The sequence below is a fragment of the Streptomyces sp. NPDC046805 genome, from assembly GCF_040645355.1.
Taxonomy (GTDB): Bacteria; Actinomycetota; Actinomycetes; order Streptomycetales; family Streptomycetaceae; genus Streptomyces.
The window spans coordinates 11,010-37,393 of record NZ_JBEYYC010000006.1 but is presented as its reverse complement, the minus strand read 5'-3'; the positions used below and the strand labels follow the sequence as shown (position 1 = coordinate 37,393).

The following is a 26,384-nucleotide window of genomic DNA, read 5'->3' as shown; positions in this document are numbered from 1 at the left end:
CCACCGGCGGAAGACGGACATCGCCTTCCGCCCAGCTCCGTGGAAGGATGGCGCAACCCACACATACCGAGGAGATGACCGCGTGCCTGGCACAAACCTGACCCGCGAAGAGGCGCAAGCGCGGGCCGAGCTGCTCACCGTCGACTCGTACGAGATCGATCTCGACCTCTCCGGCGCGCAGGAGGGCGGCACCTACCGGTCCGCGACCACGGTGCGCTTCGACGTCGCCGAGGGAGGGGCCGAGTCGTTCATCGACCTGGTGGCCCCGACCGTGCACGAGGTGACGCTCAACGGGGACGCGCTCGACCCCGCCGAGGTCTTCAAGGACTCGCGGATCGCCCTGCCGGGGCTGCTGGAGGGGCGCAACATCCTGCGGGTCGTCGCCGACTGCGCCTACACCAACACCGGCGAGGGCCTGCACCGCTTCGTCGACCCGGTCGACGAGCAGGCCTACCTCTACACCCAGTTCGAGGTCCCGGACGCCCGCCGGGTCTTCGCCTCGTTCGAGCAGCCCGACCTGAAGGCGACCTTCCGGTTCACCGTGAAGGCGCCCGAGGGCTGGACGGTCATCTCCAACTCGCCGACTCCGGAGCCCACGGACAACGTCTGGGCCTTCGAGCCGACCCCGCGCATCTCCTCGTACATCACGGCGCTCATCGTGGGCCCGTACCACTCGGTGCACAGCGTGTACGAGAAGGACGGGCAGAGCGTGCCGCTCGGCATCTACTGCCGCCCGTCCCTCGCCGAGTTCCTCGACTCGGACGCCATCTTCGAGGTGACCCGGCAGGGCTTCGACTGGCTCCAGGAGAAGTTCGACTACGCGTACCCGTTCAAGAAGTACGACCAGCTCTTCGTGCCGGAGTTCAACGCGGGCGCGATGGAGAACGCGGGCGCGGTGACCATCCGCGACCAGTACGTCTTCCGATCCAAGGTGACCGACGCGGCGTACGAGGTGCGCGCGGAGACCATCCTGCACGAGCTGGCCCACATGTGGTTCGGCGACCTGGTCACCATGGAGTGGTGGAACGACCTGTGGCTGAACGAGTCGTTCGCCACCTTCACCTCCATCGCCTGCCAGGCCTCCGCGCCCGCCTCGCGCTGGCCGCACGCCTGGACCACGTTCGCCAACTCGATGAAGACGTGGGCGTACCGCCAGGACCAGCTGCCGTCCACGCACCCGATCATGGCCGAGATCCGCGACCTCGACGACGTGCTGGTCAACTTCGACGGCATCACCTACGCCAAGGGCGCGAGCGTGCTCAAGCAGCTCGTCGCGTACGTCGGCGAGGACGAGTTCTTCAAGGGCGTGCAGGCGTACTTCAAGCGGCACGCGTACGGCAACACGCGCCTGTCCGACCTGCTGGGCGCCCTGGAGGAGACCTCCGGCCGCGATCTGAAGACCTGGTCGAAGAAGTGGCTGCAGACGGCGGGCATCAACATCCTCCGCCCGGAGATCGACACCGACGCCGACGGCGTCATCACGTCCTTCGCGATCCGCCAGGAGGCCCCGGCCCTGCCCGCCGGCGCGAAGGGCGAGGCCACGCTGCGCCCGCACCGCATCGCGGTCGGCCTGTACGACCTCGACGAGGCGAGCGGCAAGCTGGTGCGGGTGGAGCGCGTCGAGCTGGACGTGGACGGCGAGTTGACGGCCGTGCCGCAGCTGGCGGGCACCCGCCGCCCGGCGGTCGTCCTCCTCAACGACGACGACCTGTCGTACGCGAAGGTCCGCCTGGACGAGCAGTCCCTGGCCTTCGTCACCGAGCACCTCGGCGACTTCGAGGCGTCTCTTCCGCGCGCCCTGTGCTGGGCGTCGGCCTGGGACATGACCCGCGACGCCGAACTTGCCACCCGCGACTACCTGTCCCTGGTGCTGTCCGGCATCGGCAAGGAGTCCGACATCGGTGTCGTGCAGTCGCTGCAGCGCCAGGTGAAGCTGGCGATCGACCTGTACGCCGACCCGGCCGCCCGCGAGGCCCTGCTCACTCGCTGGACCGAGGCCACGCTGGCCCACCTGCGCACGGCCGAGCCGGGCAGCGACCACCAGCTGGCCTGGGCGCGCGCGTTCGCGGCGACGGCTCGTACGCCGGAGCAGCTGGACCTCCTGGACAGCCTGCTGGACGGCACCCAGACGCTCGAGGGCCTGGTCGTCGACACGGAGCTGCGCTGGGCGTTCGTGGAGCGGCTCGCGGCGGTCGGCCGCTTCGACGAGGCGGAGATCGCGGCCGAGTACGAGCGGGACAAGACGGCCGCCGGTGAGCGCCACGCGGCCACCGCCCGCGCCGCCCGCCCGACGCCGGAGGCCAAGGCGGAGGCATGGGCGTCGGTCATCGAGTCCGACAAGCTGCCGAACGCCGTCCAGGAGGCCGTGATCGGCGGCTTCGTCCAGACCGACCAGCGCGAGCTGCTCGCCTCGTACACGGACCGGTACTTCGAGGTCGTCAAGGGCATCTGGGACTCCCGCTCCCACGAGATCGCCCAGCAGATCGCGGTCGGCCTCTACCCGTCCCTCCAGGTGTCGCAGGACACCCTCACCAAGACGGACACCTGGCTCACCTCGGCCGAGCCCAACGCGGCCCTGCGCCGCCTGGTCTCGGAGTCGCGCGCGGGCATCGAGCGCGCACTGAAGGCACAGGCGGCGGACGCGGCGGCCGCGTAGTCGTTCGTACGTCGACGGGGGCGTCCGGTGTCGCACCGGGCGCCCCTTCGCGCTGTCCGGATCAGCCCACGTGGGCGGCCACCGCCGCGTCGATCACCGCCGGGGTGGCGGAGTCGGCTGCCCAGGCGACGTATCCGTCGGGGCGTACCAGCACGGTCGTACGGCGGTCGCTTGCCCAGTGAGTCACCGTCAGCCGGTCCTTGCGGGCGTCCTGCTCCTCGTACGGCTCCGGAGTGATCAGCACGAACCGGGTGCCGCGCAGGGCCTCGTAGAGGCGGGCGCCGTCGGCGAGGGCGATGTCCGGGACGCGGGTGCCGGTGAGGCGGTGGGCGCCGCGCGGAGCCGGGTACTTGTAGCCGATGCCGGTGATCTGGCCGACCGCCTTGCGGCGGGCCGGCCCGACGGCGCCGAGGAAGGTGGCGAGGGCCGTGCGCAGCGCCAGCGTCCAGGGGCGCTTGGCCATGGCGAGGCGGACGAGCGCGCCGCTGCTGCGGAGCACCGCCTTGCCGACGGGGTGGCGCTCGGCCTGGTAGGTGTCGAGCAGCGACGCGTCCGCGTGCCCGTTCGCCACCGCGGCCAGCTTCCAGCTCAGGTTGGCCGCGTCCTGCATCCCGGTGTTCATCCCCTGGCCGCCGGCCGGGCTGTGGACGTGCGCGGCGTCGCCGGCCAGGAAGACACGGCCCACCCGGTAGGCGGGCGCCTGCCGTTCGTCGCTGTGGAAGCGGGACATCCAGCGGGCGTCGTGCATCCCGAAGTCCCGGCCGAGGGCGAGGCGGGTGATCTCCCTGACCTCTTCGAGGTCGAGGGGCTCGCTGTCGGGGACGTCGCGGCCGCGGTGCCAGCCGATGACGCGGTAGTAGCCGTCGCCGAAGGGGGCGATGAAGGCGAAGGCGTCGCCGACGGCGGCGGCGGTGAGCAGGTTCTCCGGCTTCTCGGCGAGCAGGACGTCGGCGAGGACGACGGAACGGATGACGGAACGCCCGGGGAACGGCAGCCCGATCGCCTCCCGCACGGCGCTCCGCATCCCGTCGGCGCCGACGACGTATGCGGCCCGCAGGCGCTCGGTGCGAGCGGCGGTGACACCGTCGGGGGCCTTGTCGGGGCCGTCGCCGTCGCCGTGGCGGTAGCCGTTGCCGGAGCTCTCACCCGTGGCGCGGACCTCGACCGTCACCCCGTCCGCGTCCTGGGTCAGCCCCGTCACCTCGGTCTCGTACCGGAAGTCCACCCCTGCCTCCACCGCCCGGCGCTCCAGCACCTTCTCCACCTCGTACTGCGGGAGGACGAGGGCGTGGTTGAAGCGGGAGGGGAGGGCGTCGAGCCCGATGACGAGGCCGCCGAAGAGGCGCAGCCGCTCGATGGGCCGGCCGGCGGCCTCCACGTCGTCGGCGAGCGCGCGGGCGTCGAGCTGTTCGAGGGTACGGGCGTGCAGGACGAAGGCGCGGGAGAGGTTGCTGATCTTGTGCGGGCGCTTCTCGACGAGGGTGACCGGGACACCGGCGGCGGCCAGGTCACCGGCGAGCAGGAGACCGGTGGGACCGGAGCCGACGACGATCACGGGGAGCGGGGTGCGGGGCGATTCCGACGTGCCGTTCGTCCCGTTCGGGGTGTGAGCCGTGCCGTTCATGGTGGCCTCCTGGAGTGCCAACGCCCGTTGGTCAACGCTCGTTGGCAAACGTACGCCGCGGATGGACGCGAGTCAACAGTTGTTGGCCAACACACGTGGGCCAACGCTTGTGGGCCCACGCTGGTTGGCCTACGCTCGTTGGCATGACCGGCCACACCAGCGGGAACGGGAACTCGGCCCGCCGTTCCGACGCCACCCGCAACTCCATCCTCGCCGCAGCCCGCGAGCGCTTCGCCGCCGACGGCTACGAGCGGGCCACCATCCGCGCGATCGCCAAGGACGCGCGCATCGATCCGTCGATGGTGATGCGCTACTACGGCAGCAAGGAGGGCCTGTTCGCGGCGGCCGTCGCGGTCGACCTGCGGCTTCCGGAGCTGGCCGCGCTGCCGCGGGAGGAGATCGGCCGGGCCCTCGTATCGCACTTCCTCGACCTGTGGGAGGAGAACGGGGAGCTGACTGCCGTACTGCGGGTCGGCGTCACCAACCAGGCGGGCGCCGAGCGCGTCCAGGGCATCTTCCGCGATCAGTTGCTGCCCGTCGCCCGGCAGGCGTGCCCGGACCCCGAGCAGGTACCGGCGCGGGCCGCGCTCTGCGCCTCGCAGATGCTCGGGCTGGCCCTCACGCGCTACGTGCTGCGGCTGCCGTCCGTCGTGGCGCTGGCCCGCGAGGAGATCGTGGCGTGGTTGGCGCCCACCGTGCAGCGTTATCTGACGGCGCCGAATCCCTGAGGGGCGGCCCGGAAACCGAGCCCGAACGCGCCGAGGGCGCCGGCCTCACCCTCGTCGTACGACAGACGTACGAAACGGGAGGCCGGCGCCCTCGGCGCGCAGGTCAGGGTCCGCTCAGGCCTTGGACTTGGCCGCGGCGGGCTTGGTCACGCGGATCTTGGACTTGTCGAGGACCATCACCAGGCCGGCGATGACCGCGAACAGGACCAGGGGGAGAGCGACGTAGAGGCCCAGCGTCTCGATGGCGCTCAAGCTCTGGCCGGGGTCGTCGCCGTCGTCGCGGGTGAGCGCGAGCGCGGGGGACGACATGAGCAGCATCATCAGCGTCGTACCGGCAGCCAGGGCGCCGGCGCGCAGGGCGTTCTTCTTGTCCACGGTGCAAAAGTAGCGAACGCCCGAACGAGGCGCGCGCCCGGGGTGCCGTATACGCGTTCACCCCCGCTCTGCATACGCGTTCACCGTCCACAGACGTGTTCACCGTCCGCGCCGCACGGTCACCGCCCGGTTCCGTCCCGCAGCACCGCGAGCAGTGCGTGCAGGCGCGGCGACGCGGCGAGTTCCTCCAGGGTGAGCGGGCGGCCGTCGGCGTCGGCGACGGGCAACCGCCAGTTGGGGTACTGGTCCCAGGTGCCCGGGAGGTTCTGCGGGCGGCGGTCGCCGGTGCCGTCCGGGAGCCAGACGCCGATCATCCGGGCGGGGGTGCGCAGCAGGAAGCGGTGGACGGCCTGGATCTGCTCCTCCTCGGCGGCCGACGAGCGCCCTCCGGCCGTACCCCGGAGCAGGCCGAGGCGGGTCAGCAGGGCCAGCCACTCCCCCGTGTCCGCGGCGGCCGCGGCCCGTTCCTCCGCCGGCGGCCGGGTCAACAGCCCTAGGCGGTCGCGGAGTTCGACGTGTTCGCCGGTGAGGCGGGCGGCGGTGGGCGGGAGGTCGTGGGTGGTGGCGGTGGCCAGGCAGTCGGCGCGCCAGTGGTCCGGCGGGAGCGGGCGGCCGTCACCGGCCCAGTCCCGTTCGAACCACAGCACCGAGGTGCCGAGCACCCCGCGCCGCTGCAGTGCCTCGCGCACCCCCGGCGCCACGGTCCCCAGGTCCTCGCCGATCACCACGGCTCCGGCGCGGGTGGCCTCCAGGGCGAGGAGGGCGAGCATGGCCTCCGCGTCGTAGTGGACGTACGTGCCTTCGGTGGGCGGCTGCCCCTGGGGCACCCACCACAGCCGGAACAGACCCATGACGTGGTCGATGCGCAGGGCGCCGGCGTAGCGGAACAGGGCGCGGAGCAGGCCGCGGTACGGCGTGTAGCCGGACTCGGCCAGGCGGTCGGGGCGCCAGGGCGGCAGGCCCCAGTCCTGGCCGCGGGCGTTGAAGGCGTCGGGCGGGGCGCCGACCGACATTCCGGCGGCGAAGTGCTCCTGCTGCGCCCAGGCGTCGGCGCCTTGCGGATGCACCCCGACCGCGAGGTCGTGGACGATCCCGACCGGCATCCCCGCCTCGTGTGCGGCACGCTGGGCCGCGCCGAGCTGGCCGTCGGTGAGCCAGGCGAGGCGGGAGTGGAAGTCGACGCGGTCCGCCAACTCGGCGCGGGCGCGGGCGGTTTCGAGCGAGCGGGGGTCGCGGAGCCCCGCGGGCCAGCGGCGCCAGTCCGAGCCGTGCACCTCGGCGAGCGCGCACCAGGTGGCATGGTCCTCCAGCCCCCGGCCCTCCTCGGCGAGGAAGTCGGCGTAGGCGGCCTGCCGGCCCGGCCCGAGGGGGACGTCGCAGACCAGCCCGAGCGCCTCGCGCTTGAGTTCCCACACCGCGTCCCGGTCGATCAGGGCGCCCTTGTCGAGCACGGCGGCGCGCAGCCGTTCGGCCCGCTCCAGCAGCGCGCGGAGGCGCTCGCGGTCCTCGACGTGGACGAACTCGGGGATGTTCTCCACCCGCAGGTGCACCGGGTCGGGGAAGCGGCGGGAGGAGGGCCGGTACGGGGAGGGGTCGGTGGGGGCGGCGGCGGTGCCGGGTACGGCCGCGTGCAGCGGGTTGACCTGCACGAAACCGGCGCCCGCGGTGCATCCGGCCCAGGTGGCGAGCTCGGCGAGGTCGCCGAGGTCCCCCATGCCCCAGGAGCGCCGGGACAGGAGGGAGTACAGCTGGACGAGGAGTCCGTACGAGCGCCCGGCGGGCGTGGGGAGCCGGTCCGGGGCGATGATCAGACGGGCCTCGGCGGTCCGCCCGTCGGGGGCGACGGCGGTCACGCGATGGACGCCGACCGGAAGCTCGTCGACGGCCGCGCGAACCTCCCCCTCCTCCTCGGTCTCGATGCGCAGACGGGTGCCGGGTGGCAGCGCGGCGAGGGGGTTTTCCCGGGAGCCGGTCCAGTGGACGACCGTCGGCGGCAGCAGTCGCTCGCGCACCTCCCGTTCGCGGTCCGCGAGCGCGGCCCGGGCGGCCCGCGGGGTGCTCGTGTCGACGCCGAGGGCGGCCAGGGCGGCGGCGACGGCGCCGGCGGGGACCGCGACCGTACGGTCCGGGGAGGGGCTGTAGGAGGTGGCGACGCCGTACAGCTCGGCCAGCCGGGACAGGTCCGCGTCGGCGGGGTCGGCCGGCCCGGGTGCCGCCACCTACAACCCCGGGCCCGAGATACCCGCGGTCGCGAGGGACTCACTGGTCAGCGGAGCGGCCTCGGCGAGAGGCGGCTCGCTGGTCAGGGGGGCGGTCTCGGGCAACGGAGGCTCGCTGGTCAGCGGCACCTCGATGCAGGCGCCCTCCGCGCTGAACACGCAGAAGTGGGGCTCCTCCGGTTCGACGGACGGCCCCGGCACGGGTTTGGACTGGGCCGGGAGTGACAGATGAGCCGGTGTGGCCACGGGGGTCTCCTTGGCGGTACGTGCGGCACGTCGTACGACGAGTACGGCGTCTGGCGTGTTACACGAGGCCTACCCCGTGGATGGGATGGCAGACGTGCCTCCAAGGAACAACGTTCCGGGGAGCGTGCGGAAACGTCCGCAGAGCCTGCGGAAACTGCGGTGCGCGGACGGAAAATTTTTTCCGCGATGACTATTCACTCAGTACATCTAGCGAGTAAGCACGCTCACGCTGCGCCGCTCGGCGCGCGCGGCGGAGCTGCGCTACGTGTGACGCGCCGGGGCGACCGGCGCGGCCGGTTGCGTCGCCCGCCCCTGTCACCCGCCGTGCATTGCGCCGTACACCGTCGTACGACGCAATGCGAAGGCCCGGATCGTCAGGCGGATATGCCGTCGATCCGGGCCATGGCGTCGTCCGCGCCGTACGGCTGCAAGTAGGGCAGCCAGCGCGGGTCCCTATGGCCGGTGCCGATGATGCGCCAGGCCAGGCCGGTGGGGGGAGCGGGTTTGTGGCGCAGCCGCCAGCCGATCTCGAAGAGGTGGCGGTCGGCCTTGACGTGGTTGCAGCGGCGGCAGGACGCCACCACGTTGTCCCAGACGTGCTGACCCCCGCGGCTGCGCGGGATGACGTGGTCGACGCTGGTTGCGACGCTACCGCAGTACATGCACCGGCCCCCGTCGCGGGCGAACAGGGCCCGTCGGGTCAGAGGAACGGGCCCCCGATAGGGAACCCGGACGAATCGCTTGAGCCGGACCACGCTGGGTGCGGGGATCGTGACGGTTGCGCTGTGCAGATAGGCGCCGGATTCCTCGAGGCAGACTGCCTTGTTCTCGAGGACGAGGACGAGCGCGCGGCGGAGCGGTACGACGCCGAGCGGCTCGTACGACGCGTTGAGGACCAGGACATGCGGCACGGATGCCTCCTTGTACGCCGGCGGCGCGTGGCTCGCGCCGGGACGATCTGCAGCCAGTTTCCCCTCATGCCTGGTGGTAGCGCCACCATGTCCCGGTAACGGGCTGAGAGTGTTTTCGACCACACCGGGATTCATCCCCCGGAGCATGGCCTGTTCAAGCCCACGTGACCGAGGTCTCTCCCGAACACATCACACACCCCAGGCGCAATGCCCCGTTAGTGTGGTGGTTCTGCCCCTGTCCGGTGACCCTTCCGTGACCTTGGTCGACGCCGACCGAGGCCCATCTACCATGCCCACCACACCGGAGGGGCGGCGCAGCACCTGGAGGTACCTGCCGTGTCCTTGTCCGCCGTCCTGTCGGCCGCCGGTTCGCCGCCGTCGCCGTCGCCGTCCCCCGGGGCGTCGACTCCGGCGGTGCCCACGTTCCAGGACGCCCAGCAGAGCGCGACGCACGCCGCCGGCTGGATCGAGCAGAACTGGTCCACGTGGCTGGAGACCGGTCTGCGGATCGTACTGATCCTGGTGATCGCGGCGGTACTGCGCATCGTGGTGCGGCGGGCGATCACCAAGATGATCGACCGTATGAACCGCACTGTCCAGGCGGTCGACAACACGGCGCTGGGCGGCCTGCTGATCCACGCCGAGCGCCGCCGCCAGCGCTCGCAGGCGATCGGCTCGGTGCTGCGCTCGGTGGCGAGCTTCCTGATCCTCGGCACGGCGGGCCTGATGGTGCTGTCCGCGTTCAAGATCAACCTGGCTCCGCTGCTTGCCTCCGCCGGTGTCGCCGGTGTCGCGATCGGTTTCGGCGCCCGCAACCTGGTGACGGACTTCCTCTCCGGTGTCTTCATGATCATCGAGGACCAGTACGGCGTCGGCGACCAGATCGACGCGGGCGTGGCCTCCGGTGAGGTCATCGAGGTCGGCCTGCGCGTGACCAAGCTGCGCGGCGAGAACGGCGAGATCTGGTACGTCCGCAACGGCGAGGTCAAGCGGATCGGCAACCTCTCGCAGGGCTGGGCGACCGCGGACGTCGACGTGACGGTCAGGTCCTCGGAGGACCTGGACAAGGTGAAGACCACCCTCGACGAGGTCGCCGAGAAGATGACCAAGGAAGAGCCCTGGAACGAGATCCTGTGGGGTCCGATCGAGGTGCTCGGCCTGGACAGCGTCCAGATCGACTCGATGACGGTCCGCGTGGCGGCCAAGACGATGCCGGGCAAGGCGGTGACCGTCGAGCGCGAGCTGCGCTGGCGGGTCAAGCGTGCCTTCGACGCGGCCCGCATCCCGATCGTGGGCGAGTCCACGGTGGCTCCGGACCTGGACACCGCCTCCGTGGCGGACGTCGCGGCCCCGTCGGCGTTCTCCAACCCCACGTCCCCGGAGTCGCGGGAGGCGTCGCCGATCGCGTCCGCGGCCCCGGTGGCTCCGATGGCTCCGCAGCGGACGGCGGGGAAGCAGCCGTAGCGGCACGAGAACAGGCCTGCGGCGAGAGGCGGCACCGGAGCTTCCGGTGCCGCCTCTCGGCGTTTGCGGAGGACCGTCGCACACGCCGGGGAACCGGACAGATTCGTGCGACGTATTCATGGGCAGGGGGTGGAACGCCGGTGCGGATGTCAGTCCCGGCGGCGATACTTGGCGGCGACGGATGACCATGGGGGAGGTCAGCAGTGGCACACCCGCCGAAGAACAGCACGGCACCGCCGGGATCAGGGTCAGGGGCAGGATCGAGGGCGGGTGCGGGGCCGGGTACGGGGTCAAGCACCGGCTCGGGGACGGGGTCCGGAGCCGGCCTGCCGACCATGCCCGCCGTCCCGCCGCGGCCCGGGCCGCCCGTGACTCCCGCCTCCGCGACTCCCGCGACCGTGGCTCCCGCGGGCACATCGGCGCCGGCCGAGGCGCGGCGGACCGCCTTCGCCGAGGGTGTCGACCGCCTGCGTGCCGCCGCGACCACCGAACCGGGCCGGCTGCGCGTCATCGGAGCGTTACTCGCCCTCCTGGTCGTCGCGTTCGGCACCGTCACCGCCTGGCAGACGACCGACCGCGCGGCCGCCGCCGACGACGTGCTGCACAGCAGCCAGCCGCTCAGCTCGGACGCGGCCGACATCTACCGCTCCCTCGCCGACGCCAACACGGCCGCCTCCAGCGGCTTTCTGGCGGGCGGGCAGGAGACGCCCGCCTCCCGCGACCGGTACGAGAACGACATCCGTACGGCGGCCGCCAAACTCGTCACGGCCGCCGCCAGCTCCGAGCCGAACTCGCCCTCCGCCGCGGCCATATCGAAGCTGAACAAGCTGCTCCCGGAGTACAAGGGCCTGATCGAGCGGGCCCGGACCTACAACCGGCAGGGCTATCCGGTGGGCGGCGCCTATCTGCGGTACGCCAACAACAGGATGCAGAAGCAGATGCTCCCGGCGGCCGAGGAGCTGTACAAGAAGGAGAACCAGCGGCTGCGCTCGGACTACGGCGACGCGACGCCGTACCCGTGGGCCGCCATCGCGCTCGGTGTCGTCGCCCTCGGCGCGCTCGGCTGGGCCCAGCACCGCGAGTACCGGCGCACGAACCGCGTGCTGAACCACGGCCTGGTCGCCGCCACGGCCACCGCCACGGTGGTGCTGCTCTGGCTCGTCGTGGGCCACACCGTCGCCCGCGCGGACCTGAACAGCTCCTACGACCACGGCGTCCGCTCGCTGAACGTCCTGCACGACGCCCGCATCGCCTCCCTCAAGGCCCGGGGCAACGAGAACCTGAGCCTGGTGGCCCGCGGCGCCGACACGGTCAAGGTGGGCGACACGACGTACGACGCCTACTACTACGACTTCGACACGGACATGGACGTCCTCGGCAAGGGCCTGACCGAGGCGCGGAAGCTCGCCGACGACCCGGCGGGCGGCAGGCCGGTGGTGGCGGCCGAGGGCAACATGGCGGTGTGGAAGAAGCGCCACGCGTCGGCCCGCACGGAGGACGAGAACGGCAACTACCAGCAGGCCCTCGACAAGGTGATCGGCGCCAAGGACGCGACCGGTGAGTGCTTCGACAACGTGGACGAGAACCTCAGGCACGCGCTCGCGCACGAGCAGAGCGAGTTCCGGCGGTCGGCGGGCGACGGCAGGGACGCGATGACCGGGCTGACCGCCGGCGCCGCCGTCCTCGCCGTCCTCGGCGCGGCGGGCGCCGTGCTCGGCATCGGGCGCAGGCTGTCGGAGTACCGATGAACGGCACAGCGGAGAAAGGGGACTTGACGATGAACGTACGGCGCGTGCGGGTCTCCCTGCGCGGCTGGGGCGGGGTGGGGGCGATGGCGGTCGCCTGCGCGGTGGCGCTGGTCTTCGTCCTGCTGCTGCCGTCGGTCCGGCCGCCCGGCGGCGGGAACGGGGGCGGCGCGGGAGCGGGCACCGGACGCGTCGCCACGGCCGAGCAGGCGCGGGCCGACCACTGCAAGGAGTCGGAGGCGCAGAAGCAGACGCTGTCGCCCTCGGGCGCGGACGGGTCCACGATCGACGCCATCAAGGCCCGCCCGGACGGGAAGCGGAAGCTGATCGTCGGCATCGACCAGAACAGCTACCGCTGGGGCTATCGCAATCCGAACGCCAAGGGCGCGGAGCTGGAGGGCTTCGACATCGACCTGGCCCACCGGATCGCCCGGGAGATCCTCGGCGACCCGGACGCCGTCCAGTTCAAGGCCATCCCCACCAGCCGGCGCATCCCGGCGATCAAGGACGGCCGGGTCGACATGGTCGTGCGCGCGATGACCATCACCTGCGACCGGCTGGCCGATGTCGCCTTCTCCGCCCCGTACTTCAAGACGGGCCAGCAGGTGCTGGCACCCAAGTCGTCGTCGATCACGGGCTACAACGGCTCGCTGGCGCACAAGAGGATATGCACGGCGGCCGGTTCGACGGCGTACACCAAGCTGGAGGAGGACCGCAAGGAGGGCCGGCTCGCGGCCTCCGCCGACATCTCCCGCACGGTGCCCAACCAGCTCGACTGCCTGGTGCGGCTCCAACTCGGCCAGGCCGACGCGGTGGTGACCGACGCGGCGCTCGCCGCGAGCCAGGCCGCCCAGGACCCGACGGTCGAACTGAAGGGCGCCGCGTTCACGACCGAGTACTACGGCGTGGCGATGAAGAAGGACGCCGGCGATCTGGTACGCCGGGTCAATCACATCCTGGTGGACTACCGGGCGGACGGCTGGCAGGCGTCGTACGACAAGTGGCTGTCGGCAACGCTGGGCAAGAGCTCGACGCCGTCCGAGCCGCCCCCGCCGCAGTACCTGCGCAAGAGCTGAACGACACGGCCGACCCAGCCCTACAACGCAGCGAGAGGTGATCGATGGGCGTCACGGACCCCGCCGGGCCGGTGATGGACCGGGACGAGGTGGACCGTGCGCTGGCGCGGCTCGGCGCGGAGCACGAGGCCATCGAGACCTCGCTCCTCGCCCTGCAGGACCACGCGGGCCGCAGACTCCTCGAAGGCGCCGAACTCACCGGCACCACCAAGGAGCGCTGGACGGCCGCGGAGGCGTCGATCACGCTGCTGTGGGCGTACTTCGACGCGTACGCGGGCGCGCTGCGCTCCGCCCGGGAGATCCGCGCCCGACGCCGCTGGTCCAGCCGCGACGACCTGGTGGAGCTGACCGAGCTGCTGCGCGGCGAGTCCGTCACGGTGGCGGGCGGCGCGACGGCCGCGGCCACCGCGAACGCGCCGACGCTGCTGTCCGCCGCGGGCCGGCTCAGCGAGCGGTTCACGCTGGCCGCGCTGGTGGAGCGGATGAACGAGCTGTACGCCGGCTCGCTGGACCTGGTGGTCGCCGCCGACACGGTGTGGTCGGCCCTGCCCGCCCGCATCGATTTACTGGCCGCGGAGCTCCAGCGCACGCGCAAGCTCGCGCACTCCGTCGGCGTGCGCCCCGGCGAGCACCCGGCGGGCGACGACCTGGAGCGCATCACGCACACGCTGACGAGGCTGCGCGAGCGCGTGATCTCCGACCCGCTGGCCTTCTGGGTTCCGGCGGCGGGCAGTTCGGCTCCGGGCGGCGGCCGGCCGGACACCACGGTGTACGACCGGGAGGCGCGCGCCCTGGAGGACGTACGCCGGGAGATCGACGCCGTGCTGACGGTCCGCCAGGACGCCGAGCAGCGGCTGGTCAGGCTGCGGGACGTGCTCTCCCGCGCGGACCGCACGCTCGCCGAGGCGCGCACCGCGCGCGGGGAGGTGCTCGCGAAGATCGCCGCGACGGAGGTGCCGGTGGTCGGCGGGCCGCCGACCGTGCTGCAGGAGCGGCTGGCGACCGCCGCCGAGTACCGCAGACAGGCCCAGTGGCACCGCCTCTCGCCGCTCCTGGAGTCCCTGGAGCGGCAGGCGGACGACGAACTGCTGCGCGCCCGCGAGTCGTTGACCGCGGTCACCGCGCCGCTGGCGGTCCGCGCGGAGCTGCGCGGCCGCCTCGACGCGTACAAGGCGAAGGTCGCCCGGCACGGTCTCGCGGAGGACTCGTTGCTGGTCGAGCGGTACGACGCGGCGCGCCGCATGCTGTGGAGCGCGCCCTGCGACCTGCGCGTCGCCGAACAGGCCGTGCTGCGCTACCAGCAGGCGGCCGCCGAACTGCTCGGCACCCCGCGGGTGCCGCAGCAGGGCGGTCCTCAGGACGGAAGGGGGAGTAGCCAGCCATGAGTCGGACGGGTCAGACGTGTCAGCGGCCGGGCTGCGACGGGGCGTACGAGGACATGGGCGGCGGTGAGCTGTACTGCGACACCTGCGGTCTGGCGCCGGTCGTCTCCGCGTCCGGGCCGGTCGGTTCGCCGCCCACGGGGGTCACGGGCGAGGGCCGAGGCTCGGGTTCGGCGGGCGGCGCCGGTTCGCGCTCCAGCGGCCGCAGTGCGCGTACGTCGTCGCAGTCGTCGAAGTCGCGGCGCTCGGTGTCGGGACGGCTCTCGCGCTCCCTGTCGGGGCGGTCCTCGGGCCGCTCGGTGTCGGTGCGCAGCGCCGGTTCCACGACCGGGTCGTCGGGGCGCGGCCGGCTCGGCGCCGGACTGGTGTCGGTGCCGCAGGTGCCGCGGCCCGACCCGCGCGCGATGGTGCTGGAGCACGCCGAGGTGCCCGAGCGCAAGCGGTTCTGCTCGCGCTCCGACTGCGGGGCGCCGGTGGGCCGCGCCCGCGGTGACCGGCCGGGGCGCACGGAGGGCTTCTGCACCAAGTGCGGTCACCCGTACTCATTCGTGCCGAAGCTGCGGGCCGGCGACATCGTGCACGGCCAGTACGAGGTCGTGGGCTGCCTGGCGCACGGCGGCCTGGGCTGGATCTACCTGGCCGTGGACCGCGCGGTGTCGGACCGGTGGGTCGTGCTGAAGGGCCTGCTGGACACCGGAGACCAGGACGCGATGGCCGCCGCGATCTCCGAGCGGCGCTTCCTCGCGGAGATCGAGCACGCCAACATCGTGCGGATCTACAACTTCGTGGAGCACCTCGACCAGCGCACCGGCTCGCTCGACGGCTACATCGTCATGGAGTACGTCGGCGGCAAGTCGCTCAAGGAGATCGCCAATGCCCGGCGGGCGGCGGACGGCAGGCGCGACCCGCTGCCGGTGGAGCAGGCGTGCGCCTACGGCATCGAGGCGCTGGAGGCGCTCGGCCACCTGCACAGCCGCAACCTGCTCTACTGCGACTTCAAGGTCGACAACGCGATCCAGACCGAGGACCAGCTCAAGCTGATCGACATGGGCGCCGTACGCAGGATGGACGACGACGAGTCGGCCATCTACGGCACGGTCGGCTACCAGGCGCCGGAGGTCGCCGAGTCCGGCCCGTCGGTGGCCAGCGACCTCTACACGGTCGGCCGGACGCTGGCCGTCCTGACCTTCGACTTCCAGGGCTACACGAACGTCTTCGCGGACTCCCTGCCCGACCCCGACCACATCGAGGTGTTCAGCCGGTACGAGTCCTTCTACCGGCTCCTGGTCCGCGCGACCGACCCGGACCCGGCCCGCCGGTTCGCCTCCGCGCAGGAGATGTCCGAGCAGCTGACCGGCGTGCTGCGGGAGGTCGTGTCCCTGCAGACGGGCCGCGCGCGCCCGGCCCTGTCGACCCTGTTCGGTCCCGAACCGAGGGTCACGGACACGGAGTTGTTCCCGAGGCTGGACGGCGACGTGTCGCGGCTGGGCGCGCGCACGGTGCGCGCCGCGGGGCGGAACTCCGCGGTCTCCGGCGCCCCGGGAAGCGGCGGCCACGGGCAGGGCTCCCCCGCCAGCCCCGCGCAGCACGCCCCCGCCCTCGCCGGGCAGGGCGGCAGCCCCGGCATCGTCAAGCCCGTCGCCGCGCCCGCCGCCGCCCTCGCGCTGCCCGTCCCGCATGTGGACCCGGCCGACCCCAACGCCGGTTTCCTGGCGGGCCTGATGGCCTCCGCGCCGGGCGAGCTGATCAGCGCGCTGGCCGCGGCGCCCGCGCAGAGCGTCGAGACGCGGCTCAGGATGATCCGCGCCCGGCTGGAGAGCGGCTGTGCCGAGGCGGCGCTCGTGTCCCTGGCCGAGCTGGAGGACGAACGCCCCGACGACTGGCGGGTGGTGTGGTACCGGGGCGTGGCCGCGCTGGTCACCGACGACTTCGCAGGCGCCGCGGCCGCGTTCGACGCCATCTACGACGCCTTCCCCGGCGAGGCCGCGCCCAAGCTGGCGCTCGGCCTGTGCGCGGAGGTGCTGGGCCAGCTGGACAACGCCGCCGAGTACTACCGCCTGGTGTGGGCGACCGACCCGAGCTTCGTGAGCGCCGCGTTCGGGCTGGCGCGCGTACAGCTCGCGGCCGGGGACAGGCGCGGTGCCGTACGGACGCTGGAGTCGGTTGCGGAGTCCTCGATCCACTTCACGGCCGCGCGGGTGGCCGCCGTACGGGCGAGGCTGCGGCAGCGCACGGCGACCGCCGCGGACGTACCGTTCCTGGACGATCTGACCGCGGCCGCCGGGCAGGTGGAGGCCCTGGACGCGTATGGTCTGGATCCGGCACGCCGCGAGCAGTTGGCGGCGGAGGTGCTCGGCAGCGCCCTCGACTGGATACTCTCCGGGGGCCAGGGCACCCGGCCGGCCGTCGACGGCGACGGCGGACGGAGACTGCTCGGCAGCGGTCTGGACGAGCGGGGACTCCGCTTCGGCCTGGAGCGCTCGTACCGCACGCTGGCCCGGCTCGCGCCCGGCGGCGAGCAGAGGATCGACCTGGTGGAACGGGCCAACCGTTACCGCCCCCGGACGTGGGTGTAGTTGATGTCGCAGATGCCCCGGCAGGCAGCGCTGTCGAAGTGCCCGAGCTGCGCGGAGCCGCTCGAGTCGGATGACCGTTTCTGCGGTGCGTGCGGATACGACCTGTCCGTGGTGCCGCCACGGCCGAAGGATCCGCCGACGCTGGCCGTGAACGGTTCGGGCGCCTCCGGTGCGGACGACGTGGCCTGGCCCGTCGCCCCCGAACCGGACGGCCCCGGCACACCGGCGCAGGCGCACCTGCCGTCGGACCTCCGGGGCATCGACGCGCACGGCTCCCCCCTCCACGCGCCGCCGGGCGCCCCCGTGCCCGCGCCCTCGGCCTCCCCCGAGTCCCCGGCCTCCGGCGTACGGCTGGACCGGCCGGCGCAGCCGGAGGAGTACCCGCTGCAGGCGCCGGACCCGCGGGTGACCGCCGAGCCCGTCGCGCCGGCCGAGGGCATCGAGGCCGCGCCGGTGTGCGTGGCGTGCCGGGCGGGTCGGGTCGACGGCGACGGCTACTGCGAGAACTGCGGGCACGCCCAGCCGCGCGAACGCGACCACCTGGAGCAGGAGTCGGGCCCCATCGCCGCGGTCAGCGATCGCGGGCTGCGCCACCACCGCAACGAGGACGCCTTCGCGATCGGCCGGGTCACGCTGCCCGACGGCTCGCCCGCGGCCGTGGCCGTCGTCTGCGACGGCGTGTCCTCGGCGACCCGCCCCGACGACGCCTCGCTCGCCGCGTCGCGGGCGGCGAACGAGGCACTGCTCGCGGCCCTGCCGCGCGGCACCCACCCGCAGCAGGCCCTGCACGAGGCGATCGTCGCCGCCTCGCACGCCGTCAACGCGCTGGCGGAGGAGCCCGCCACGGCCCGCGAGCACGCCCCGCACCAGAACGCCCCGGCGTGCACGATCGTCAGCGCGGTCGTCACCCCCGGCCTGCTGGCCGTCGGCTGGGTCGGCGACAGCCGCGTCTACTGGGTGCCGGTGGACCGGGGTTCGCCCCCGGCCCGGCTCACCGAGGACGACTCGTGGGCCGCGCAGATGGTCGCCGCGGGGCTGATGAACGAGGCGGAGGCCTACGCCGACGAGCGCGCCCATGCGATCACCGGCTGGCTCGGCGCGGACGCCTACGAACTGGAGCCGCACACCGCTTCCTTCAAGCCGGACCGGCCCGGTGTGCTGGTGGTGTGCACGGACGGCCTGTGGAACTACGCGGAGAGCGCCGAGGAGATGTCCGAGGCCCTGCCCTCCGACGCCGCCGCCCGCCCGCTGCACAGCGCCCGGGTCCTGGTCGGGCACGCCCTGGACGGCGGGGGCCACGACAACGTAACAGTGGCCGTCCTGCCGTTCCCGGTCCCGTCCCCGGGGGCAGGATCGGACTGAGGCCGCGCACGGCCGCGGACGGGGAAGCTTCAGCGGGCCGGAGGGGACCGGTCCGCATCCGGTCGTCACCCACGGCAGCCCGTGGGCTCAGAGGGGGAGCAGAGCAGCCATGGCCAATTTCTCGAAGTCGAACGTGCCCCAGTTCTCGGTGGACGTCTACCAGAACGAGTATCTGCCGGAGGGCGGCCGCGAGGTCAACGCGATCGTGACGGTGACGGCGACCGGCGGCGGCACCGTCGGAAGCGCGGTCGCGGCGCCCCACCTGTACTCCCCCGGTCAGAGCCCCTCGGCCGCCGTGGCGATCATGCTCGACTGCTCGGGCTCGATGGACTACCCGCCGACCAAGATGCGGGGCGCCCGCGACGCCACGGCCGCCGCCGTCGACACCCTGCGCGACGGCGTGCACTTCGCGGTGATCGGCGGCACCCACGTCGCCACGGAGGTCTACCCCGGCGGCGGCCGGCTCGCCGTCGCCGACGCCACCACCCGCGACCAGGCCAAGCAGGCGCTGCGCAGGCTCGGCGCGGGCGGCGGTACGGCCGTCGGGACCTGGCTGCGGCTCGCCGACCGGTTGCTGTCCTCGGCGGACGTCGCCATCCGGCACGGCATCCTGCTCACCGACGGCCGCAACGAGCACGAGTCGCCGCAGGAGCTGCGCGCGGCGCTCGACGCGTGCGCCGGGCGCTTCACCTGTGACGCGCGGGGCGTGGGCACCGACTGGGAAGTGAAAGAAGTCACAGGGATCGCCTCGGCCCTGCTCGGCACCGCCGACATCGTGGCCGATCCGGCGGGCCTGGCCGCCGACTTCACGCGGATGATGGAGACGGCGATGGGCAAGGAGGTCGCGGACGTCGCCCTCCGGCTGTGGACACCGGTCGGTACGACCGTCAGGTTCGTCAAGCAAGTGGCGCCGACGGTCGAGGAGTTGACCGAGCGCCGCACGGAGGCGGGTCCGCGCGCCGGGGACTACCCCATCGGCTCCTGGGGGGACGAGTCCCGTGACTACCACGTCTGCGTCGAGGTCCCCGCGGCGGGCATCGGCCAGGAGATGCTGGCCGCCCGGGTCTCCCTGGTCGTCCCGCAACCCGACGGCAGCGCGCGGAACCTGGGCGCCCAGGGCCTCGTACGGGCCGTGTGGACCGACGACATGACCGCCTCCACCTCGATCAACCCGCAGGTCGCCCACTACACCGGCCAGGCGGAACTCGCACACGTCATCCAACAGGGGCTCGATCTGCGCAAAGCGGGCGATCTCGACGGCGCAACGGCCAAGCTCGGCCGGGCGGTTCAGCTCGCCGGCGCCTCCGGCAACGCGGATACGGCGAAACTGCTCGCGAAGGTGGTGGACGTCGTCGACACCGCGACGGGTACTGTGCGACTGAAGGCGAAGGTCGCGGAGGCCGACGAGATGACCCTCGAGACCCGGTCCACGAAGACTGTTCGCGTAAAGAAGTGACCCGGCACGACCTCAGGTAGACCCTGACAGAGAGGGTGAAGCGCCGACATGCCGACCTGCCCGAACGGACACCAGTCGGGTTCCGACGACTGGTGCGAGGTCTGCGGTCACCGCATGGCCGGTGCCGTACCTCCGCCCCCTCCGCCGCCGCCCCCGGGCGGCGGGTACGGCTTCCCGCCGCCCGCGGGCGGTCCCGCCGGCCCCTCCGGAGGCCCGCACGCGCCCTCCGGAGCGGACCCGGAGCTCTGCCCGCAGTGCCGCACCCCGCGCGAGGGCGGGGCGCCCTTCTGCGAGGAGTGCCGGTGGAACTTCCTCATGAACACGGCCACGTCGTACACGCCGCCCCCGCCCGCGTCGCCGCCCCCGACCACGGGACGGGCGCCGTCCAACCCGTCCTCCCGTTTCCACCCGCCCGGCCAGTCCTACGGCGGCGGCGGTGACACGTTCGAGTACCAGGGCTCGCGCCCGTCGCAGGTGAACCGTCCCGCCGAGCCGATCCCCGAGCCGCCCTTCGGCAGCGAGCCGTCCGGGCCGACGCCGTTCGGCGGCGATCCGGCGCGGTCGGTTCCGTCGCAGACCGGGCCGTCCTCGTCGGGGCCGACGCCGTCCGCCGGTCCCGGTGGCGCGTCCGGCGGTCTTCCGTCGGGGTTCCTGCAGTCCGGGGCGTCCGCACCGCCCGCCTTCCCGAGCGAGACGGGGCGGCCGCCGGCCGGCGGCCCGTCCTTCGGCGGCGGTGACGACGACTGGGTGATCTCCCCGCCGTCGTCCACGGACCCGTCCGGCCCCGCCGCTCCCTCCGCCCCGGATGCCGGCGGCCCGGGTGGTTTCGGGGGCCCGGGTGGTTTCGGCTCCGGGCCGTCCGGTGGCACCCAGGCTCCGCCCGGACCCGTCTTCTCGCCAGCTCCGCCGCAGGCCCCGGCGACCTGGACGGCCACGATCGGTCCGGACCGGGTGTACTTCATGTCGATGATGCAGCGCTCCGGCCCCGAGGCCGCGGGCCTGAACCTGCCCGCGTACTCGCCCGAGCAGCAGCGCCCGCTCTCCGGCGACCAGGTGACCATCGGCCGCCGCCGCCACTCCACCGGCGACACCCCGCACATCGACCTGTCGGTGCCGCCGGAGGACCCGGGCGTCTCGCACCAGCACGCGATGCTGGTCAAGCAGCCGAACGGCGACTGGGCGGTCGTCGACCAGAACTCGACGAACGGTACGACCGTCAACGGCTCGGAGGAACCGATCCAGCCCTTCGTCCCGATCCCGCTGCAGGACGGCGACCGGGTCCACGTGGGCGCCTGGACGACGATCACGATCCGTAAGGGCTAGGACCGACAGGGGTTTCAGCGCAGGGGCCAGGAGTACGGCCCCTGCGGGTCGTCCAGCCAGGCGCGTTCGTGCTCGCCGTCGATCGTGACGCCGTACCGCTCGCGCGTCGGCACGCCCGCGCACTCCCAGAGCAGGTAGGCCTCCTGCGGATCGAGGCTGCCGCGGGTCAGGGCCAGCAGGAAGCGAAGCAATTCGTGCTCGCGGGCCGGGCGCGGCACTCCGGCGAGCGGCGCCGCCTCCGCCTCGGCCCGGCGGCGCACGCCGCGCAGCGGCACGAAGTAGGCCGGAGTGTGCAGGAAGCGGCCCTCGGCATGCTCGGCGTCCCGCACGGTCAGCGCGACCAGGCCGGTGGCCAGCGGCGTCAGGATGCGACCGCCGGGGCGGCACTGGGCGAGCCACGCGCGCGGGACCGACGGCAGGGTGCAGGTGGCGATGATCCGGTCGAAGGGGGCGCGTTCGGGCACCCCGCGCGTGCCGTCGCCGGTGACCACGGCCGGGTGGTACCCGGCGGCGGCCAGGTGCTGCCGGGCCGCCTCGGTGATCTCCGGCTCCAGGTCGATGGTCGTGACGAGGTCGTCGTCGCCCAGCCGGTGCGCGAGCAGGGCCGCGTTGTAGCCGGTGCCCGCGCCGATCTCCAGGACCCGGTCGCCGTCGCGCACGCCGAGCGCGACGAGCATCGTCGCCATCAACGAGGGCTGGCTGCTGGAGGAGACCAGCTCTCCGTCGCGCACCCGGGTGGCCAGCGGGGCGTCGGCGTACGCGCCGCGCACCCAGCGCTCGCGCTCGGCCGGGTCGGGACTCTGGTTCCAGCACCGTTCGTAGCCGCCCAGGACACCGACGTAGTAGAAGGGCACGAACAGGTGCCGCGGTACCTGTGCGAACGCCTCCCGCCAGACCGGGTCCTCGTCCCAGGCCCCGCTCTCGTCGATCTGCCGCACCAGCGCCGCCCGCGCCTGCGCGGCCAGGCCGGCGAGGTCCTGGTCGTCCGTGTCGGGAGGGTGCACGCCCATGGGTCCACTGTGCGGCGCCGGGCGCCCCGAGGCGAGCACCGGTCGTGTGCCCCGCGTCGCATTCCCGGTCGCGTGGTCCTAGGCCTTGAGTCCTGGGTCATCCCTTCTGAGACGATGGACGGGTGAGAGAGATTCGGCGCGGCACGCTTCAGGAGAAGACCTTTTACGAGCAGGTCGGCGGGGAGGAGACCTTCCGCCGGCTGGTCCACCGTTTCTACGAGGGCGTCGCGGACGACCCGCTGCTGCGGCCCATGTACCCGGAGGAGGACCTGGGCCCGGCCGAGGAGCGGCTGACCCTGTTCCTGATCCAGTACTGGGGCGGCCCGACGACGTACAGCGAGAACCGCGGCCACCCGCGCCTGCGCATGCGCCACGCCCCCTTCACCGTCGACCGGGCGGCGCACGACGCCTGGCTGAGGCACATGCGGGTGGCCGTCGAGGAGCTCGGCCTCTCCGACGAGCACGAGCACACGCTGTGGAACTACCTGACGTACGCGGCGGCCTCGATGGTGAACACCCCCGAGTGAGCGGCCCGGCTGACGGGCCCGACGTGAACAGCGCCTGCTGAGTTCCGGCTTCCGGTTCCGCGGACGCCGGATTCCGGTCACGATCCGGTCAAGTCCGGTCCACGAGCGCTTACCCGTGACCGGTCTCCTCTGACAGCATCGCCCGGAGGTCTGGACAACCCGGCTTCGACCGGGTGGCGGGGGTTCCACCGGGGGGGTCGGGTGACGGGGTTGGTCGTCGCACGTGCGCGAGCGCATCGCCTGCTGCTCGCCGCCGCGCTGCTCACGGTGCTGCTGACCACGGCAGTGCTGGCGACGCTCGCGGCCTACTCCGGCGCGATCGGGGACGCGGCGTTACGCCACTCCCTGAACGACCCCCGCAACGCCGCCGACACCGCGCTGATCGTCAAGGCCGAGGCGCCCGCCGGCGGGCGCACGGCCGCCGACACCGCCGTACGGAAGGGGGCCGAGGCGACCTTCCCCAGGCTGCCGGTGACCGTACGGACACTGGTGCGCTCGGGCCCGTACGCGCTGCCCCGGCAGAGCCGGGCGGCCGGGGACGGTCCGAGCGCCTCCTCCGGGGATCCCGACCTGACGTACTTCGCGGCCCTGGACACGACACAGGTACGGCTGGTCTCCGGGCGGCTCCCTCGGCGCACCGCGCACGGGGTCGAGGTGGCGCTGCCCCAGGCCGCCGCCCAGCCACTCCGGCTGAAGCCGGGCGCCGCGCTCACCCTGACCGACCGGCTCGACGGCCCGCCGGTACGCATCCGGGTCACCGGGTTGTACCGCCCCGCCTCGCCGACCGCGCCCTACTGGCAGCTGGACGACCTGCTCGGCCGCGGGGTCAAGACGTCCGGCTTCACGACGTACGGGCCGCTGCTCACCGCTCCTTCCGTCCTCGCCGGCCACACGGTGAGCGCAGGGGCGTCGGCGTGGCTGGCGTCGGCCGACTTCGCCACGGTGACGACCGGCCGGATCGGCGCCCTGCGCTCGGCGGCACGGGAGGGAAGCGCGGCGCTGCGCAAGCCGGCCGCCCTGAGCGGCGTGACCACGTCGGCCACGTCCCTGCCCGACGTCCTGGACCGCCTCGACCGCGCCCTGCTCGTCTCCCGCTCCACGATCCTGATCATCGCGCTCCAGCTCGTGCTGCTCGCCGGGTACGCCCTGCTGCTCGTGGCCCGGTTGCTGAGCGCCGAACGCGCGGGCGAGACGCGGCTGTTGCGGGCGCGCGGAGGTTCGCGCGCCCGGATCGCGGGCCTCGCCGCCGCAGAGGCCCTGCTGCTCGCCCTGCCCGCGGCACTCTGCGCACCCCTGCTGGCCGGACCGCTCACCGGCCTGCTGGCCGAGCAGGGAGCCCTGGCCAGGATCGGGCTCCACCTGGACGTGTCGCGGAGCGGGCATACGACGGTGTGGGCGGTGGCGGCGGGCGTGGCCCTGGGATGTGCGCTCGCGGTGACGGTGCCGGCGTTGACGGACGGCGCAGGAGCCGGGGCGGGCGACGGGAGGGCGCGATCCGGGAGGGACCGGTCCGGGAAGGTCCGGACGCGGTCCGCCGACGGCCCGGGCGTCAGGCCGGCCCGGGCGAGATCCGGCCGCGGCTCCCCACCGGCGCGCCCCCGAGGCCGGTTCACCGTCGGCTCCGGGGCCGGCCGGGCCGGCACCCTCCCCGGCCCCGTGCGCGCCGGAGCGGACGTCGGGCTGCTGGTGGTGGCCGGGGTCGCGTACTGGCAGTTGAACCGGCAGACCTCCGGGGCCGTCCGCGCCGGTCTCCCCCAGGCCCCCGGCTCCGCCGACGCGGGCGGCGCCGTCCTCGGCATCGACCCCCTGCTGGTCGCGGCCCCCGCGCTGGCGCTGCTCGCCGGGACGGTGCTGACGCTGCGGCTGCTGCCGCCGGTGGCGCGGCTGGCGGAGCGGCGCGCGGCGGCCGGTCGGGGGCTGCCGATGGCGCTGGCGGGCTGGCAGTTCAGCCGTCGCCCGATGCGCGGCGCGGGCCCCGTCCTGCTGCTCGTCCTGGCCGTGGCGCTCGGCATGCTGGCGATCGGGCAGGGCGCCTCCTGGGACCGTTCGCAGGACGACCAGGCCGACTTCCGGGCGGGGGCGCCGGTGCGCGTGCTGGCCGCCGGGGACGGCGGACTCGGCCGCACCGAGACCTACGCCGCCCTCCCGCACGTACGGGAGGCCGTCCCCGCCGTACGCACCGCGCAGCCCCTGTCCGGCGACCGTACGGCGACGGTGCTGGCGCTGGACACCGCGCACGCGGCGGACGCGGTGCTGATGCGCCCGGACCTGGCGCCGGTGCGGCCGCTGCTGGCCGGGCTCACGCCCCGCCCGTCTCCGGCCGGGGCCCGCGTGCCCGCCGGTACCGCCCGGCTGCGGCTGACGGCGGCCGTGCGCAGCTCCACCGGTCCGGGGACGACGATCGACGTGACGGTCACCCTTCAGGACCAGTACGGGGTGCCGTACCAGATGTCCCTCGGCCAACTGCCCACCGACGGACGCCCGCACGCCCTGACCCTCGACCTCGCCTCCCCGCCCGGACCGTCCCTGCTCACCGGGCTCCAGCTCGACATGCCCCAGCCCGCGTACCGTGCCGAGCGGCACCGCTTCACCGTCTCGGAGCTGACCGCCACCGGTGCGGACGGCACGGTGCGGCGGATATCCCTGGCGGCTCCGGTCTCCTGGGCCGCCGCGGCACGCGCCAGCGGCACCGTCTCTCCCAACGCGGCCACGAACCCGACCCGGCCGCGGTTGAGCACGTCCGGGCCGCTGACCGTCGACTACGGCACGGGATACCTCCCCGCCAAGGACGTCTGGACGGTCGCGTCCGTGGCGGTCGCGCTGAAGGTGGTGCAGCCCGCGGCGCCCGAGGTCACCGCCGTGGCCACCGACCGCTTCCTGGCCTCGGCGGGCGCGCACACGGGACAGCGCGTGGAGGTGACGTACGACGGCGAGAGCCTCCCGGTGCGGATCGTACGGTCCGTACCGGCGCTGCCCACCACCGCGGCCCCGGCCGGATCCGGCGAAGACGCGGGCGAGGACGACGGCGGGGCCGTCCTGGTGGATCTGCGCGCGGTGAACCGTGCGCTCCAGGCGCGGTACGACGCGAGCGCGACGCCCACCGAGTGGTGGCTGGACACTGCACCGGGCGACGCGTCGGCGGTGGCCGCGGCCGTGCGGGCGCTGCCCGATGTCGGTCCTGGGCAGGTCGTTGTGCGGGACGAGATCGCCGCCGAGCTGCGCGACGACCCCTTCGGCGCCGGTCCCGAGGCCGCGTTCGCCGCGGCGGCCGTGGTGGCGGCGGCGCTCGCCGCGGTCGGCTTCGCGGTGAGCGCGGCCGGGTCGCTGCGCGAGCGGCGCGCCGAGTTCGCGGTGCTGCGGGCCCTGGGCGCCCCGCGCCGCCGGCTGGCCCGGACGATCGCCACCGAGCAGGGCGTTCTGGTGGGCCTCGCGCTGCTCGTCGGCGTCGGCCTGGGCACCGTGCTGACCCGGGCCGTGCTTCCGCTGATCGTCCTGACCGCCGAGGCCACCCGGCCCGTACCGAAGCTGCTGGTCGAACTCCCGCCCGGGCGCGTGGCGTTGCTGCTGGCGGCGGTCGCGGCGACGCCGCTGATCGTCACGGCGGCCCTGGCCCTGCGGCGGGCGGACCCGGTCGGCGCGCTACGGGACCAGGGAGGTGAGTGAGGTGAACCCATCGGGCGGGATCGGCACCTCGGGTGAGGGGA

The 26,384-nt window shown here is 73.6% G+C and carries 18 protein-coding genes; 12 read left to right on the top strand and 6 right to left on the bottom strand.

Annotation, left to right across the window (positions count from 1 at the left end; genetic code table 11):
• Positions 1–82 precede the first annotated feature (82 nt).
• The gene (gene pepN / locus ABZ910_RS08960) at positions 83–2,656 is read left to right on the top strand and encodes an aminopeptidase N (RefSeq protein ID WP_361361105.1); all 2,574 of its coding nucleotides are present in this window, start codon (positions 83–85) and stop codon (positions 2,654–2,656) included.
• Between the two features lie 61 nt (positions 2,657–2,717).
• On the opposite strand, the gene ABZ910_RS08955 is transcribed toward pepN, so the two are convergent.
• Complete coding sequence (locus ABZ910_RS08955) at positions 2,718–4,280, bottom strand: FAD-dependent monooxygenase (protein WP_361361103.1); 1,563 nt, start codon at positions 4,278–4,280, stop codon at positions 2,718–2,720.
• Positions 4,281–4,423: 143 nt separating this feature from the next.
• On the opposite strand from ABZ910_RS08955, the gene ABZ910_RS08950 reads away from it, so the two are divergent.
• Entirely contained in the window at positions 4,424–5,008 is a 585-nt protein-coding gene (locus ABZ910_RS08950) for a TetR family transcriptional regulator (RefSeq protein ID WP_361361101.1), read from the top strand.
• Between the two features lie 114 nt (positions 5,009–5,122).
• Here the strand turns inward: ABZ910_RS08950 and ABZ910_RS08945 are convergent, their stop codons facing one another.
• The 4 genes from ABZ910_RS08945 to ABZ910_RS08930 form a co-directional block, all read right to left on the bottom strand.
• Positions 5,123–5,383, bottom strand: coding sequence for a hypothetical protein (locus tag ABZ910_RS08945; RefSeq protein ID WP_361361099.1), 261 nt, complete (start codon positions 5,381–5,383; stop codon positions 5,123–5,125).
• Between the two features lie 119 nt (positions 5,384–5,502).
• Positions 5,503–7,602 carry a 4-alpha-glucanotransferase gene (gene malQ, locus ABZ910_RS08940; RefSeq protein ID WP_361361097.1) on the bottom strand — a complete coding sequence of 700 codons (2,100 nt, stop codon included), beginning with the start codon at positions 7,600–7,602 and terminating at the stop codon, positions 5,503–5,505.
• Positions 7,603–7,848 (bottom strand): hypothetical protein, encoded by a 246-nt coding sequence (locus ABZ910_RS08935; protein WP_361361095.1) that lies wholly within the window; start codon positions 7,846–7,848, stop codon positions 7,603–7,605.
• Between the two features lie 374 nt (positions 7,849–8,222).
• The gene (locus ABZ910_RS08930; protein ID WP_361361093.1) at positions 8,223–8,759 is read right to left on the bottom strand and encodes an HNH endonuclease; all 537 of its coding nucleotides are present in this window, start codon (positions 8,757–8,759) and stop codon (positions 8,223–8,225) included.
• 336 nt (positions 8,760–9,095) lie between these two features.
• On the opposite strand from ABZ910_RS08930, the gene ABZ910_RS08925 reads away from it, so the two are divergent.
• From ABZ910_RS08925 to ABZ910_RS08890, 8 genes are all read left to right on the top strand, one after another.
• Positions 9,096–10,223, top strand: a complete 1,128-nt coding sequence (locus ABZ910_RS08925; RefSeq protein WP_361361091.1) for a mechanosensitive ion channel family protein — start codon at positions 9,096–9,098, stop codon at positions 10,221–10,223.
• 335 nt (positions 10,224–10,558) lie between these two features.
• Positions 10,559–11,971, top strand: coding sequence for a hypothetical protein (locus ABZ910_RS08920; protein WP_361361089.1), 1,413 nt, complete (start codon positions 10,559–10,561; stop codon positions 11,969–11,971).
• Positions 11,972–12,000: 29 nt separating this feature from the next.
• Positions 12,001–13,044 carry a glutamate ABC transporter substrate-binding protein gene (locus ABZ910_RS08915; RefSeq protein WP_361361087.1) on the top strand — a complete coding sequence of 348 codons (1,044 nt, stop codon included), beginning with the start codon at positions 12,001–12,003 and terminating at the stop codon, positions 13,042–13,044.
• A 44-nt stretch (positions 13,045–13,088) separates the two neighbouring features.
• The gene (locus tag ABZ910_RS08910) at positions 13,089–14,429 is read left to right on the top strand and encodes a hypothetical protein (protein WP_361361085.1); all 1,341 of its coding nucleotides are present in this window, start codon (positions 13,089–13,091) and stop codon (positions 14,427–14,429) included.
• Positions 14,426–17,002, top strand: coding sequence for a tetratricopeptide repeat protein (locus ABZ910_RS08905; protein ID WP_361361080.1), 2,577 nt, complete (start codon positions 14,426–14,428; stop codon positions 17,000–17,002). The genes ABZ910_RS08910 and ABZ910_RS08905 overlap by 4 nt, the downstream gene beginning before the upstream one ends.
• A gap of 3 nt (positions 17,003–17,005) precedes the next feature.
• A complete protein-coding gene (locus tag ABZ910_RS08900) occupies positions 17,006–18,364 on the top strand; it encodes a protein phosphatase 2C domain-containing protein (RefSeq protein WP_361361078.1) in 1,359 nt (452 codons plus the stop codon).
• Positions 18,365–18,473: 109 nt separating this feature from the next.
• Positions 18,474–19,820: a VWA domain-containing protein gene (locus ABZ910_RS08895; protein WP_361361076.1), complete on the top strand. Its 1,347-nt coding sequence runs from the start codon at positions 18,474–18,476 to the stop codon at positions 19,818–19,820.
• Between the two features lie 48 nt (positions 19,821–19,868).
• Positions 19,869–21,143, top strand: a complete 1,275-nt coding sequence (locus ABZ910_RS08890; protein WP_361361074.1) for an FHA domain-containing protein — start codon at positions 19,869–19,871, stop codon at positions 21,141–21,143.
• 14 nt (positions 21,144–21,157) lie between these two features.
• Here ABZ910_RS08890 and ABZ910_RS08885 read toward each other — a convergent pair whose 3' ends face one another.
• Positions 21,158–22,153 (bottom strand): methyltransferase domain-containing protein, encoded by a 996-nt coding sequence (locus ABZ910_RS08885; RefSeq protein ID WP_361361072.1) that lies wholly within the window; start codon positions 22,151–22,153, stop codon positions 21,158–21,160.
• 122 nt (positions 22,154–22,275) lie between these two features.
• Here ABZ910_RS08885 and ABZ910_RS08880 point away from each other — a divergent pair, with 122 nt between their 5' ends.
• Positions 22,276–22,680 carry a globin gene (locus ABZ910_RS08880; RefSeq protein ID WP_361361070.1) on the top strand — a complete coding sequence of 135 codons (405 nt, stop codon included), beginning with the start codon at positions 22,276–22,278 and terminating at the stop codon, positions 22,678–22,680.
• A 201-nt stretch (positions 22,681–22,881) separates the two neighbouring features.
• Positions 22,882–26,343, top strand: coding sequence for an ABC transporter permease (locus tag ABZ910_RS08875; protein ID WP_361361068.1), 3,462 nt, complete (start codon positions 22,882–22,884; stop codon positions 26,341–26,343).
• Positions 26,344–26,384: the final 41 nt, after the last annotated feature.